This is a genomic window from Pseudomonas sp. BN606 (assembly GCF_029873115.1).
Taxonomy (GTDB): domain Bacteria; phylum Pseudomonadota; class Gammaproteobacteria; order Pseudomonadales; family Pseudomonadaceae; genus Metapseudomonas.
The window spans coordinates 196,874-210,179 of sequence record NZ_SSOF01000063.1 but is presented as its reverse complement, the minus strand read 5'-3'; the positions used below and the strand labels follow the sequence as shown (position 1 = coordinate 210,179).

The window sequence follows — 13,306 nt, the reverse complement described above, 5'->3', positions numbered from 1 at the left end:
TCAAATCTTGCCGGGCGACTCTACGACGCATTCGTGGGTTATGAAACCGCTCGATGTAGTCGAATAGATCCGCCCGTGCTTCATCGCGCGTTCGATACGCTTGATGGGCAACACGCTCCCGTTTGAGCAGGCCAAAGAAGCCTTCACAGGCAGCGTTATCGCCACAATGCCCGACGGCACTCATGCTACAAACCAGCGTGTTGCGAGTCAGAAAGCGCTGGTAATCCGCACTGGTGAACTGGCTGCCACGATCCGAATGCAGGATTACTGACCAATCGCCCTGGCGTTGCCAGATGGCCATTTCCACCGCTCGGATCACCATCTGCCGATCCTGACGGTGATGCATCGACCAGCCAATCACCAGCTTGCTGTACAGGTCGAGCACCACGCACAGAACAGTTTGCCCTCCAGGGTGGCGACTTCCGTGATGTCGGTGACCCACTTGCGCTCCGGCTCCACGGCGGTGAAGTCGCGCTCCAGTAGATTTTTCACGCCAGCTGGACGACCAGAGGCTACTCGACCAAGGCCGCGCTTCTTCCGACGTGGCCATCCTTGAATCCTCTCTGCGGACATCAGGCGAGCAACGCGGTTCAGGCTGACGGTTTCACCTTCGTCGAGCAGATCCTCACGCATACGAGGAGCGCCGATCACACCACGGCTGTCCTCATGAATCTCCCGAATGCGCCTTACTAGGCGCGCATTCTCTTGAGCGCGTGGACTTGGTTCGCGATCCTGCCAGTCGTAATAGCCGCTGGCAGAAACCTTCAGGCAACGGCACATCAGTCGTACCGGGTACTCGTTGCGGCAGCGCTGGATCACCGAGTACCGCTCGATGACTCCCTGGCAAAGTACGCTGCCGCGTCTCTTAAAAAATCACGTTCCTTGGTCACCCGAGCCAACTCACGCTTGAGGCGGGCAAGCTCCTCATCTCGCGGACTTCCGGTTCCTGGAAACGCCTTTTCTACGCCTGGCTGCGACTCTCTAACCCAGCGGGTGAGCAGGTTCGGAGCAACACCAATCTCCAGGGCAACCTGTCGGCAGCTCGCCCCTGAACGACGAACCAGCTCGATGGCTTCCCGCTTGAACTCGGGGCTGTATCTCTTGCGCTTGGACATGAACACTCCTTCAGCTCAGCGTGAGCTTACTCGAAAGTGTCCGTGCTAACGGGGTAGAACCCCTCCTAATTTCAGGCGTAGCGTGCACGCTTTTAAAAGGTGTAAAAAACAAGGGCTGGCAAGAATAGTCCTTGCAAGACAAGGACTTACAGATTTATGAAATCTTTAATTCGTAGAACCGGCCCAGACCTGCTGATACAGGAACACATTTCACCCGCATCCCGGCAATTATGAAGGGTTAAGAAGTTGAATCGGCAGCGCAGAGGTCACTTTTCATTCGACCGCGTTAGCAACGCAGGAGCGTGATATCGACAAGCGCAGCTCTGTACAGCCGGTAGCGACCTGGTTGGCCATAACTCGGCGCCGCGGCGGGCCTCTGCGGATCGAGCACGGCCAGCGTTGGGTTTCACTTTTTAATTGACCGCTCCGCTGGAGCAGCGCTCGAAATCGGTACGGCATACGTTAAGTGTTTGTTCTGTAAGGGTTTCACTTTTTAAAGGGCGGTTTTCTACTTTTTAAGTGATGCCCACACCAGCCACGTCAACCGCCGTCGTGGTTCTTACCTAAGGATTCGCATAATCTATATTATGGTAAATCACGTCTTATGCCATAAGTGTTCATGACGGCGTTAAGGTTCTGATTCGACAGATCCCCTTTCGGCTTCCAATCCTGCAAACGGACCACGCCAAGATTGCTCATGGCGATGCCCTGCAAGAGATCTTCTCCGTGAAGCTATTTCAGCGCCGTTTCGCCGCCGGCTAGCGAGTCCCGCTGCTTTTCCAAGACGGTGCTGCCGTGCCTCTACCCGTGCTCGTGCTTCCTCTATGCCCAGATCAAGCTGGTGGCAGCATTAGTGATCGGTATTACGCGCCGCGTGGCCCGGTGCAGCGACTTCAAACCCAGCAACGATTCCAACCCCTGCGTCTGGCCGGAGTTGCTGGTCTTCTCCAGATTCAACACCTCCGCTACACGGTTAAATCATCCCACCGTTACCAGCCTGCAGAACGCACGCACCGCTCCAAGCGACCGAAGGCGATGGTAGTGCTTCTGACAGATTTCCCCTCGGCGCCTTCAGCTTTACTTCGAGCTACCTGGTGGTCCACAGCTCGCTCCTGAAGAATCGGCAACACAAAACTTCTACAAGCCACGTTGACTTGTACAGTTTTCGCGTTAGGCTCCTGGAAAGTTGTACGAAAAATCACTTTGTACAAATATTCGAGGCGCCAGAATGCCTGACTTCCTGCGAGGCTTTGCCCAATCGTTCTCTTCGTTGGATTCCAATAGCCTGGGCAATCTGGATAAGTTGTACGCCCCGGATGTGCAGTTCCGTGATCCTCTACACCGCTTGAACGGCCTTCCCGCGCTTCGACGCTACTTCGGGCAGATGTACGCCAGTGTCGAGGACCTACATTACGATTTCCACGGATTCGATGAAGTCGGTCCCGGTCGAGGCTACCTTCGTTGGACCCTGTGTTTTCGTCACCCACGTTTAGCCAGAGGTGAAATCATCCAGCTGGACGGCTGCAGCTACCTGCATTGGCGCGAGCGGGTTTATCTGCACCACGATTATTTCGACGCTGGGGCTCTGATCTACGAACATCTGCCATTGCTGGGATGGCTGATTGTCAGGCTCAAAGGGAGGCTGGCATGAGTCGTGTCTGGCTAACAGGGGCCAGCAGCGGTATTGGCGCAGCACTGGCGGAAATCCTGCTTGAAGAGGGCCATCAGTTGGCCTTGAGTGCCCGCCAGATTAAGCCCCTGCAGGCACTGGCTGCACGTTTCCCCAACCAGGTTCTGCTCGTAACGGCCGATATCAACGAGCGGCAACAGGTTATGGACATGGGCCAGCACATCAAGGAATCCTGGGGTGGGCTCGACCTGGTGATCCTCAATGCCGGCACCTGCGAGTATCTGGAGCCCGGGTATTTCGACGCTGAACTGGTGGAGCGTGTGGTTCGCACCAACCTGTTCGGAACCAGCCACTGCGTACAAGTGGCGTTGCCTCTGCTTCGCCGTGGCGAGCGCCCGCATCTCGCTGTCGTTTGCAGCGCGGTAACCTGGCTGGCGCTTCCGCGTGCAGAGGCCTATGGCGCGTCCAAGGCGGCCCTGCGCTATCTGATCGAGTCGTTGCGTATCGACCTTGCCGCAGAAGACATCGACGTGACCCTGGTCAGCCCTGGCTTCGTCGACACCCCACTCACTCGCCGCAACGACTTTCCCATGCCCATGTGCTGGTCAGCACAGCGAGCAGCCAGACACATTGCTACTCACCTGCGGAAACGCCCCCTCGAGATCGCCTTTCCCCTCCCCTTCATTCTTGCCATTCGCCTGCTTGGCAGCCTTCCAGCGCGCTGGCGCCTGGCTCTGGGCCGACGTCTGGCACGTCCACAACGAATGGACTGAAACGTGCGCATCGCGATCATTGGCACTGGCATATCCGGCCTCACTTGCGCGCACTTGCTTTCGCGCCGCCATGAAGTAACGGTGTTTGAGGCCAGCGACTGGATTGGCGGCCACACTCATACCGTCGATGTCCAATGGCAGGACCGAAGCTACTCGGTGGACACCGGCTTCATTGTGTTCAACGACTGGACATACCCGAATTTCATCCGTCTGCTACAGCAACTGCGAGTGGCCTCACGGCCTACCGAGATGAGTTTCTCGGTGCATGATCCGGCCAGTGACCTTGAGTACAACGGACGCGATCTGGCCAGCCTGTTCGTGCAACGACGCAATCTGTTATCGCCGGCCTTCTGGAAGATGCTTCATGACATCCTGCGCTTCAACCGCGAGGCTCCTGGCTGTGTGCACGAAAGACGCGTCACTCCTCAGACCCCGCTTGGCGAGTACTTGCGCATACGCGGCTACGGACATCGCTTCATCGAGCACTACATCATTCCCATGGGCTCGGCCATCTGGTCGATGTCACGGACACAGATGCTTGATTTCCCGCTGCAGTTCTTTGTGCGTTTCTTCCATAACCACGGTTTGCTTTCGATTAGCGAACGCCCGCAATGGCGAGTGATCGAGGGCGGTTCACGCAGCTACATCGAGCCGCTGTGCGCCCGTTTCCGAACGCGTCTGCGAGTCAGCTGTCCTGTGAAACGAGTCGGCCGGGACGTCGATGGTGTGCGGTTGCTGAGTGCGGTGGGATGGGAGCGCTTCGACAAGGTGGTGTTCGCCTGCCATAGCGATCAGGCCTTGTCCCTACTGGAGACCCCAACCCAGTATGAGCGACAGGTGCTTGGCGCCTTGACTTACGCCTGCAATGAGGTGGTCCTGCACACAGACGAGAGTCTGTTGCCGCAGCGACGCAAAGCTTGGGCCAGTTGGAACTATCGGCTAGGTGGCCCACCGGATTCGCCGGCGACGCTGACGTACAACATGAATATCCTGCAAGGCCTCGACGCCCCGGTGACCTTCTGTGTCAGCTTGAACCAGGGCGCGGCAGTCGACCCGTCCCAGGTGCTCGCACGCTTCGAGTATGCGCACCCCCAGTACACCCAGGCCGCGATCACCGCTCAAGCCTGTCAGCAAAACCTGCAAGGTCATCAGCACAGCTATTACTGCGGCGCGTACTGGGGCAGTGGCTTCCACGAAGATGGCGTCGTAAGCGCACTCAAGGTCGCCGCCCACTTCGGTGAAATGTTGTGAACAGTGGCCTCTATCATGGTTGGGTCAGCCATCGGCGCTTCGCGCCCTACCTGCACAGCTTTCGCTATCCCATCGGCATGCTCTACCTGGATCTTGCAGAGCAAGAGCAGGTGCTAAGCATGTCTCGCCTACTGCGCCCGCGGCTACTGGCGCCACTCTGCTGGCGCGAGTGCGACTACCTCCCAGCCTGGACTCGCACGGGCCTTTCACTGGCGGACGCTGTGCGGGCATTGCTGCGCGACGCGCTGGGCAAAGCCCCTCGGGGCGCCATCCATTTACTGACGCAACCGCGCAACTGGGGCCTGTCGTTCAATCCGGTGAGCTTCTACTTCTGCCACGACGACATCGGCCACCTGGCGGTGATCGTCTGCGAGGTACGCAATACGCCCTGGCGCGAACGCCACCACTATGTGCTGCCAGTTCACGCCGAAGGGGCGCACGAGTTCAGGGTTGCCAAGGCCTTCCACGTCTCGCCCTTCCTGCCGCGAGACATGGATTACCGTATGCGTTTCCTGGTCGAGGGCCCGCACCTTCGCGTGCACATGGAGAACTGGCGTGATGGGAAAAAACTGTTTGAGGCGAGCCTCAACTTGGAGCGCCAGGCACTGGACTCCAAGGGACTGCGCCGCCATGTGCTGGCCTTCCCCTGGATGTCTCTGCGCACCCTGACCGCCATCTACTGGCAGGCCCTGCAACTACTGCTCAAAGGCACCCCCTTGCACGATCATCAAGCGAGTGATCGCCACCTGAGCGTCGGCCAATCCGCTAATGAGGACTTAACGCATGTCCGATCCGACTCTGAGCGCTAGCAAAGCCGGCAACCTGCGCCCATTCGCAGGCAGCCTCTTCAAGCAGGCCGTCCTCGCCCAACTGCGCCGCCTGCGCCATGGCCACCTGCGTATACAGTTTCGCGGTGGGCAATTGGGTTTCGGCGATCCAACCAGTTCGCTGCAAGCCCAGATAGAGGTCCTGGATGAGGCGGTCTGGGGCCTGGTTGCCAGCAACGGCTCGATCGGCGCCGGCGAGGCTTACATCCTGGGTTACTGGCGAAGCCCCGATCTAGCAGCAGTAACCCGCCTGTTCGTCGCCAACCTGGCCGTGCTCGACGCCATGGAGAGTGGCTTGGCGCGGCTGGGCCGGCCGTTGCTGCGCCTGATGCACTGGCTCAATCGCAACAGTCGAAGTGGTTCACGCCGCAACATCATGGCGCACTATGACCTGGGCAACGCGCTGTTCGAACACTTGCTCGATCCCACCATGATGTACTCCTCGGCCATGTTCGAAAGCCCCGAGCAGAGCCTGGAAAAGGCTCAGTTGAACAAGCTCGAGCGCATTTGCCGCAAGCTCGACCTGCGCCCAGGCGACCACTTGCTGGAGATCGGAACTGGCTGGGGCAGCCTGGCACTATATGCGGCCAGCCATCATGGCTGCCGGGTGACCACCACCACCTTGTCGGAGGAGCAGTTTGCACACACCATGCGGCGCGTCGAGGCTCAGGGTCTGCAACAGCGTATCTGCGTGTTGCGCAAGGACTACCGCGATATCGAAGGGCGCTATGACAAACTGGTATCCATCGAGATGATCGAAGCGGTCGGCCACCGCTACCTACCTGAATACTTCCGTCGTTGTGCCGAGTTGCTCAAGGACGACGGACTGATGCTGCTGCAAGCCATCACCATTCGTGACCAGCGCTACGAACTGGCCCGTCGTTCGGTGGACTTCATCCAGCGCTACATCTTCCCTGGCGGCGCCCTGCCCTCGCTAACCAGCATGCTGCAGACGGCCAGCGCCGAAACTCAGCTCAACCTGTTGCACATGGAAGACTTCGGAGCGCATTACGCACGTACTCTGAGACTCTGGCACGACAACCTCCGGCAGTCGCGCCACGCCTTGCTGGAGCTCGGCTATGACGAGGCCTTCCAGCGCCTCTGGGAGTTCTACCTGTGCTACTGCGAAGGTGGTTTCGAAGAACGCGCCATTGGCGTTGCCCAGTTGCTCTGGGCAGGCCCGGCCTCTCGCAGCGCTCCCCTGCTGGAGCGACTGTAGGCCGAGCCATGGGCCGGGCCTGGCTGATGGGCAACGCGCTTTGGCTGCAGCTGGGCTGGTGGGGCTGCGTGCTCGGCGCCCAGGTATCCTGGTTGCTGTTCGCGGTCGCCGTCGGGCTGCTCTTGCACTTGGCGCTGTGCCCCCACCCCCAGTTGGAGGCCGGTGCATTGTTGCGGGTCGCCCTGGGTGGCTGCGCGATGGACACGGTGCTTGGCGTAGTGGGTGTATTCGACTTCGGCCACTCCCCTCTTCCGATCTGGCTCGTCATGCTCTGGCTGGTTTTTGCCTGCGGCCTAAGACACAGCCTGGCCTGGGCATCGCGGCCCGCCTGGCGAGGAATGCTCCTCGGAGGGATCGGTGGTCCGCTGGCCTACTGCGCAGGCGCGCCATTGGCTGAGGTTTCACTACCCATGGGCGTAGCTGGCACGGTACTGGTGCTAGCGCCGCTCTGGGTGATCTGGATGCCTCTGGCATTTCGCCTGTCGGGGACGCGCTAAACGACGGCAGCGCTCCGAGCAGTAGCGGACCTCATCCCAACATCGCCGCCAACGCTTGCGCCATAAGAACGGGCGGTCGCAGACCGGGCATACCTTGCTGGGAAGCTCAGTCTTCTTCACAGGGAGTCTCCGGCGTCCAACCGCGCCAGCAGTTCCTCGCCGCGCGACCAGATTGCCTCACGGCGCGCTTCAGTCATGTTCAGCAGATTGCGATAAACCATGGCCAACCGTGGATTTTCCCCCAGGGAATCGCGATGACGCATCAGGAAATGCCAATACAGCGCATTGAATGGACAAGCTTGCGGCCCCGTTGCCTCATCAACCCGGTAGCGGCATTCCTTGCAGTAGTCTGACATTCGCTGGATGTAGCGGCCGCTGGCGCAATATGGCTTGGAGCCAAGGTACCCGTTGTCGGCGTGCATCACCATGCCCAAGGTGTTCGGTAGCTCAACCCAGTCGAAGGCATCCAGGTAGACCGCCAGGTACCACTCGCAGATGGCCTTGGGGGCTATGCCAGCGAGCAGCGCAAAGTTGCCGGTCACCATGAGCCGCTGGATGTGATGGGCGTAACCCAGATCAAGGGTTTGGCCAATCGTCTGGGCCATGCAGCGCATCTCAGTGGCGCCAGTCCAGTAGAACTCCGGCAACGGGCGGTGATTGCCGAATGCGTTGAGTGCGGCGTATTCGGGCATGCGCAGCCAATAGATGCCGCGCACGTACTCGCGCCAGCCAATCAGTTGGCGGATGAACCCCTCGGCGGCATTCAGCGGCACTTGCTTTCGTCGGTAGGCGCTTTCCACATCCGCACACAGTTGGCGTACATCGAGCAAGCCGATGTTCAGCGCAGCGCTGATTCTCGCGTGGAACAGAAAGGGCTCGCCGGTGGCCATGGCGTCCTGGTAATCGCCGAAGGCGGCCAGGGAGAAGTCGAGAAAGTGCTGCCACAGAACATGTGCGTCGGCGTGGGTCACAGGGTAGTCGAAGGGCTCCAGACTGCCGTAATGGTCGCTGAATCTTGCACGGACCAGCGTCAGCACTTCTCCGGTGATGGCATCGGGTTGGAAGCGCATGGGGATCGGGCCACGGAGGCCACGCGGCAGCGCCTTGCGATTCTCCGCATCGAGATTCCAGGCTCCTCCCAGCGGACTGCCGTCTGGCTCAAGCAGTAGGCCGGTGCGTTTGCGCATCCCGCGGTAGAAATGCTCCATCCGCAAGTGCTCACGGTCTCCTGCCCAGCGCGCGAACGCCTCTCGGGAGCACAGGAAACGGCGGTCAGGGTGCCAAGTCAAAGGCACTCGGCAGTCTTTGAGCGCCTGCTCCAGGCGCCACTCACCGCACTCGGTGACATGTGCCTCCTTGGCCCCCAGAATCTCCATCCAACGATGCAGTTCCCCGGGCAGGCTGCCGCTGTTGCCGTCATCGTCCAGACGTACGTAAATCACCCGCCAACCACGCTGGAACAGCGTTTCGGCGAAGTGCCGCATGGCGCTGAAGATCAGCGCGATCTTCTGTGGATGGTGAGCTACGTAACGCGCTTCGGTGTCTACCTCGGCCATCAGCACTGCGTCCTGCCGGGGATCCAGGGCGTCGAACAGGCTCAGGTCGAATGACAGCTGGTCACCAAGCACGAGGCCTATACGGCGAGCAGACAGCGGCATGCGCAGATCGCCTGCTGCAGGACCAGGTCTCAGCCGGCGGCCATCACACCCCTCTAGCGCTTTAAGATTCATGCGTCTTCCACGGTTACCAAGGCAGACGCTCGCCGTCGTAGGCATAGAACCCGCCGCTCTCGGCAGGTCCAAGGCGGTCGATAAGGCTGAGCAGATCAGCTGCCGCCTGTTGCGCCGGGCGTGCCAGCGCCGCGCCTCGAAAGGGCTCGGACAGTCTGGAAATCACCGTACCCGGATGAAGACTGAACAGGCACGCCTGGGGCTGGATGCGGACCAACTCGATGGCGGCAGTCTTCACCAGCATGTTCAATGCAGCCTTTGACGCACGGTAGGCGTACCAGCCGCCCAGGCGATTGTCGCCGATGCTCCCCACCTTCGCCGAAAGCAGCGCCATCTTTCCCCGCGCATGCAGCAACGGCAGGAAGTGGCGCAGCACCAGCGCCGGTCCGAGCGCATTGACCTGGAACACGGCCTGCAACGCGTCGGCCTCAAGAGCGGCCAGGGATTTTTCCGGCCGCAAGCCCGGACGGTGCAGCAGGCCGGCTGAATGCAGGATCAACTGGTACGGTCCCTCTTCTGAAAGCTCGGCGGCAGCTCGTGCGATACTCGGTGGGTCTTCCAGATCGAGCTTGGGCGTGCTTGCGCGCCCCAGTTGGTGGACCGCGCTGCATCGTGGGTCGTCTCGCAGCAGCTCACAGAAGGCAGTCCCGAGTGCCCCGCTCGAACCAATGACGAGGGCCCGGTAACCATCATCCATCGACTGAAGACTGAGCATCTCTCATCCCCCCTGCCCGCCTGGCTGTCGGCAGAGCAACAAGGTCACTCGGCCCAGTTCCATCCCGAGCCTGCATACGTTTGAGCGGTTGATCGGGGTGACCTTGTCAACGAGGTACATCCAGTCGTCGACGCTCAACTCGAACGTCGGCACGTCCATCGGCGGAATCAGACGGGAATGCCTTCGCCATGCATCGAGCAAGAGACTCATTCGGCGGCGACCTCAAGCCCCAGCAGTTGGCGTCGCAGTTCGGGATTGCGAGTGCGCGGGTCCAGCCAGATTGCAAAAAAAGCACGGGCGAAATCCGGATCGGCCACCTCTCGTCTCAATTGCCCATCCACATAGAAGCGGCATCCCCGACCCGGCAAGTACAGGCCCGTGATGCTTTGGCCGGGGGCTACATCGACAAAGGCTTCGTGCATTTCGCGCGCCCAATGCGCCAAGCGATCCTCATGGAACCTTCCATCACCTAACCTGCGCATTTCTTCCAGACTGACCTCCACCAGGTCGCCACGCTTGATCTCACGCCGGTAGGTCAGTTCCAGGGCGAAGGAGTTGTCCAGCGTTGGCCTGGCGCTTGGGCTCCAGAGTCTCGCTTCGTAGATTGAAAAGCCGAACCACTTGAACTGGCCCGTGCCGACAGCGCGCGCACCAGGCAGGTCTTCACGCCAGTCCGCCAGCACCGCTGTCGCGTCCAGCAAAAGCACCAAGGCCAGGGAGCTGACCTTGTGACCCCCGCGTTTGAGCAGCCAGCCGAGTGCCACCTTGCGACTCCCCTGCCAGAAATTACGACACGTCGAAATAGTTGTACATAAAAGTGATTTGTACAACTAATTTCACTATCCGGCTTCACAATCAATAGATTTTCAGCTCGTGGACCACCAGACATTGCCGTGCCCATTGAAAGGACCGCTCGCAAGGATCTTATCGTGGCTGAAGCCCAGGTTACGGTGGCTTTGGGATTCGAGCGTTGAGCTGCATGCACGGCGCTCTAGACCAGAAGCTCCGGCGTAAGCATCGCCACCGGCATGCCCTTGCCGAGAACGGCCTCCAGACACAGATTGGATTCGCCATCGGGCCAGCAAACGAAGTAGCCACCGGCGCTCTTGTTCCTGATGCGGAATCGCCACTCCCGCTCTACCAATCGACCAAAGCCGCTCGGTGGCTGCTCCAACTCGATCACGGAGTAGAAGCCGTCCGGTGTTTCAACCCGTTCCAGGACCTTGACCCGGGCACATTGGAGCGCGAGCACGACCGACTCTTGATCGTCCAAAAGCTTGTCCAGGGCAAACAGTTCGAGGGGCGTCAGTTGCATGGCCATGATCTCCACTCACTTTCCAAAAGGCGCATGACACTTGCCTCACCCTGCCGCTGCAGGGTGAGGTGATTAATGAGTTTGGGGGTTAGAGAACCTGTTCGAGACCGATCAGGCGGGCAAGGGTGAGCGCAACCTCTTCTCGAGACACAGGCTTCTGCGGCTGAAGCAAGCCGTTGCTGGATGTCATCCAGCCTTCACCGACCAGCAACGAGGCAGCCTCTGCTGCATCAGGTTCGATTCCGCCCAGGTCCTTCAAATCGGCGCGTTGCTGCAGGCGGGACTTGGAGAACCCTTCAACCAGCGCCTTGCAGGCTACGGCCCACTCGGCACGCGTCACTTCGCGTTCACCGTCAAAACGCTTGTCGGCGGCCATCCAGCCATTGGAAACGGCAACCTCGATGGGCTCTCGCAAAGGATGGCCATAAGGCACATCTTCAAATGTTGGCAGCTTCTCCAGCGCCGGCTCCGCTGCCAGCGTCATCTGCAAGGCATTGGCCAGCTCGAAGCGCGACATGGCTCGCTTGGGTTCAAAGCGATTCTCGGAGTTGCTGACCATCAGGCCACGGAAGTTGACGGCACGAACTGCGTGCGGCCAGCGACTCGCCGTTGCATCCTGCGGGCTGCTGTAGGCCGGGTCGCGAAGGTTGGCATCTACCGGTTCGATCTCCAAACCAACATTCTGTACCGTGTAACTGGTCAAAGAGTCCTGGATGCGGCTGTGTGCCTTGAAGCCTTCCCCTTCACTGAATTTGAATCGATAGCCGTAGTGATAACCACCTGATTGGTTATAGCGAGTCATCAGCCCGAACTGATGGGTTGCGGTGTTATCCGCGAGCCCGTAAAGCACCGCGCGGGAGATGGCGGAAACTGCGGAAAGGTCAGTAATGAGCTGATTGCCGTTCAGGTACTCCTGGCCAGCTGCGATTTCCGATTTGCCTTCGGCCGGCATCACTTTGCCGCTGCGGGTGTCGTAGCTGTCCCCGGCTCCCAGCATCGCCAACTGCACGCCAGAAAGACGAGTGCCGTATATCCCGAACTGTTTGCGCGCCTGACTGGCGTCCATGACCGTCAAGTAACCTTCTCCGATCACTTGCAATCGGCCACCTGGCTGCACCCAGACAGCGGTGTTGGTGTCTATGCCAAAGCCTCGAGTGACCTTCTGGCCAATCAGGTAGCTGGCCATGCGTGCTGCACGACCGGAACTGGTCTCTTCAATCTGGTCAAAGTGCTGGTCAATGATCCCGGACTTGAACAGCCCTGCACCCTTCAGTAACGCGGTGCCACGCTGGTCGGCCTGCTCCGCGACGCCAAAATCCAGAGTATCCATTACAACGCCATAAGCAGTCGGCATGGTCTCGCCCAGGACACTTGCGCCTGCACTGGTGCCAGCCACCACACCTCCCCTGTCGAAAACGGCTCTCACTGCCTGAAGTGTCTTCGATTCACTGCCATCGCTGTTGTACAACGCCCTAGCGATTCGAGCCTGATCACCGCCAACGAACCAGACGGCAGTGGCTTTCGAAAGTGGCTCGAGCACTGCCGGATCATTCATCGTGCTCTGGTAGTTCTGCTTGTCGATGCCGATGATGCTGATTCGTTCGATTGGCACGCCAAGCGCCTGCAACTCGCTTTGAAAGCGCTTACTTGAGCTCAGGCTGCCGCTGGCGGTGGGAAAAATGACAATCCGAGATTGGTCGCGAGCCCCCGCCAGCTCGATGAACTTCTCGTAAACCTGAACGTTGCTCGCCCTGAGCATGCCCCCCACAGCTATCAAGTGGCCCTCGGCAAGGGGCGACGCGCAATGTCCAGCTAACAGAAGCGCAGCAATCAAGGCGCCAGGTTTGGTCCGCATTCTCATCTCTTCTTGCTCTTGTTCTGATGGATACCCTGGGAGCACATCCCGCCGAAAACTCTATGACGCATTCAATTTCGTGTAAACACTCATATGAAATTATCTGTGTCAATGCGCTGAGCGACATGCTTCCGGTATTGCCACCTTTGACGAGGCATAGCGCCATCCCAGCGTGCACGCCAGGGATGAGAAAAGTTCAATCACCCTCCGGCAAAATTGACACACAGAATATCAGCAAGTAGCTTTGATGAAGCGTAACGTTGCACTCATGACCTGTCGTCAGCATCTCTGTGACGGAAAAACTGGACGCCGCGCAAACACTTCCTGGCCGGCATACAAGGGATTCCGTCCAGGTCACCACCACATGAACTGGAGTAAT

Annotated in this window: 13 protein-coding genes and 1 pseudogene; 6 read left to right on the top strand and 8 right to left on the bottom strand. The window is 59.4% G+C overall.

The genetic code is table 11. The features are described from left to right. Nucleotides 1-1,115 (bottom strand): annotated as a pseudogene (locus E8E75_RS12080) (IS3 family transposase); the annotation flags it as partial. 1,228 nt (nucleotides 1,116-2,343) lie between these two features. Between E8E75_RS12080 and E8E75_RS12075 the strand changes: the two are divergent. The 6 genes from E8E75_RS12075 to E8E75_RS12050 are packed head-to-tail and all read left to right on the top strand — an operon-like array spanning nucleotide 2,344 to nucleotide 7,312. Then, a complete protein-coding gene (locus tag E8E75_RS12075; RefSeq protein ID WP_280358926.1) occupies nucleotides 2,344-2,766 on the top strand; it encodes a nuclear transport factor 2 family protein in 423 nt (140 codons plus the stop codon). Beyond that, nucleotides 2,763-3,518, top strand: coding sequence for an SDR family NAD(P)-dependent oxidoreductase (locus E8E75_RS12070; RefSeq protein WP_280358925.1), 756 nt, complete (start codon nucleotides 2,763-2,765; stop codon nucleotides 3,516-3,518). The genes E8E75_RS12075 and E8E75_RS12070 overlap by 4 nt, the downstream gene beginning before the upstream one ends. Before the next feature lie 3 nt (nucleotides 3,519-3,521). Beyond that, nucleotides 3,522-4,769 (top strand): FAD-dependent oxidoreductase, encoded by a 1,248-nt coding sequence (locus E8E75_RS12065; RefSeq protein ID WP_280358924.1) that lies wholly within the window; start codon nucleotides 3,522-3,524, stop codon nucleotides 4,767-4,769. After that, nucleotides 4,766-5,578: a DUF1365 domain-containing protein gene (locus E8E75_RS12060; protein WP_280358922.1), complete on the top strand. Its 813-nt coding sequence runs from the start codon at nucleotides 4,766-4,768 to the stop codon at nucleotides 5,576-5,578. The genes E8E75_RS12065 and E8E75_RS12060 overlap by 4 nt, the downstream gene beginning before the upstream one ends. Next, complete coding sequence (locus E8E75_RS12055; RefSeq protein WP_120651131.1) at nucleotides 5,553-6,815, top strand: cyclopropane-fatty-acyl-phospholipid synthase family protein; 1,263 nt, start codon at nucleotides 5,553-5,555, stop codon at nucleotides 6,813-6,815. Before E8E75_RS12060 ends, E8E75_RS12055 begins: the two co-directional genes overlap by 26 nt. 8 nt (nucleotides 6,816-6,823) lie before the next feature. Then, nucleotides 6,824-7,312 carry a DUF2878 domain-containing protein gene (locus E8E75_RS12050; protein ID WP_280358920.1) on the top strand — a complete coding sequence of 163 codons (489 nt, stop codon included), beginning with the start codon at nucleotides 6,824-6,826 and terminating at the stop codon, nucleotides 7,310-7,312. On the opposite strand, the gene E8E75_RS12045 is transcribed toward E8E75_RS12050, so the two are convergent. From E8E75_RS12045 to E8E75_RS12015, 7 genes are all read right to left on the bottom strand, one after another. Continuing rightward, nucleotides 7,253-7,432 (bottom strand): DUF2256 domain-containing protein, encoded by a 180-nt coding sequence (locus tag E8E75_RS12045; RefSeq protein WP_120651129.1) that lies wholly within the window; start codon nucleotides 7,430-7,432, stop codon nucleotides 7,253-7,255. The genes E8E75_RS12050 and E8E75_RS12045 overlap by 60 nt on opposite strands. Then, nucleotides 7,429-8,970, bottom strand: a complete 1,542-nt coding sequence (locus E8E75_RS12040; protein WP_280358908.1) for a cryptochrome/photolyase family protein — start codon at nucleotides 8,968-8,970, stop codon at nucleotides 7,429-7,431. The genes E8E75_RS12045 and E8E75_RS12040 overlap by 4 nt, the downstream gene beginning before the upstream one ends. Nucleotides 8,971-9,055: 85 nt before the next feature. Further along, nucleotides 9,056-9,757, bottom strand: coding sequence for an SDR family oxidoreductase (locus E8E75_RS12035; RefSeq protein WP_120651127.1), 702 nt, complete (start codon nucleotides 9,755-9,757; stop codon nucleotides 9,056-9,058). A 3-nt stretch (nucleotides 9,758-9,760) separates the two neighbouring features. Then, entirely contained in the window at nucleotides 9,761-9,916 is a 156-nt protein-coding gene (locus tag E8E75_RS12030; protein ID WP_256661023.1) for a DUF3833 family protein, read from the bottom strand. Nucleotides 9,917-9,963: 47 nt separating this feature from the next. Further along, on the bottom strand, nucleotides 9,964-10,521 hold the full coding sequence (locus tag E8E75_RS12025) for a chalcone isomerase family protein (protein ID WP_174235601.1): 558 nt from the start codon (nucleotides 10,519-10,521) through the stop codon (nucleotides 9,964-9,966). 227 nt (nucleotides 10,522-10,748) lie between these two features. Continuing rightward, nucleotides 10,749-11,072 (bottom strand): hypothetical protein, encoded by a 324-nt coding sequence (locus E8E75_RS12020; RefSeq protein ID WP_153919960.1) that lies wholly within the window; start codon nucleotides 11,070-11,072, stop codon nucleotides 10,749-10,751. Nucleotides 11,073-11,160: 88 nt separating this feature from the next. Beyond that, entirely contained in the window at nucleotides 11,161-12,927 is a 1,767-nt protein-coding gene (locus E8E75_RS12015; protein ID WP_280358905.1) for a cyanophycinase, read from the bottom strand. Nucleotides 12,928-13,306 lie beyond the last annotated feature (379 nt).

Excerpts from the sequence above, each read along its gene's own strand:
- E8E75_RS12050 (WP_280358920.1), top strand. The coding sequence starts at position 6,824 with ATGGGCCGGGCCTGGCTGATGGGCAACGCGCTTTGGCTGCAGCTGGGC.
- E8E75_RS12040 (WP_280358908.1), bottom strand. The coding sequence starts at position 8,970 with ATGCCGCTGTCTGCTCGCCGTATAGGCCTCGTGCTTGGTGACCAGCTG.
- E8E75_RS12030 (WP_256661023.1), bottom strand. The coding sequence starts at position 9,916 with ATGGACGTGCCGACGTTCGAGTTGAGCGTCGACGACTGGATGTACCTC.
- E8E75_RS12075 (WP_280358926.1), top strand. The coding sequence starts at position 2,344 with ATGCCTGACTTCCTGCGAGGCTTTGCCCAATCGTTCTCTTCGTTGGAT.
- E8E75_RS12020 (WP_153919960.1), bottom strand. The coding sequence starts at position 11,072 with ATGCAACTGACGCCCCTCGAACTGTTTGCCCTGGACAAGCTTTTGGAC.
- E8E75_RS12015 (WP_280358905.1), bottom strand. The coding sequence starts at position 12,927 with ATGCGGACCAAACCTGGCGCCTTGATTGCTGCGCTTCTGTTAGCTGGA.
- E8E75_RS12035 (WP_120651127.1), bottom strand. The coding sequence starts at position 9,757 with ATGCTCAGTCTTCAGTCGATGGATGATGGTTACCGGGCCCTCGTCATT.
- E8E75_RS12055 (WP_120651131.1), top strand. The coding sequence starts at position 5,553 with ATGTCCGATCCGACTCTGAGCGCTAGCAAAGCCGGCAACCTGCGCCCA.
- E8E75_RS12070 (WP_280358925.1), top strand. The coding sequence starts at position 2,763 with ATGAGTCGTGTCTGGCTAACAGGGGCCAGCAGCGGTATTGGCGCAGCA.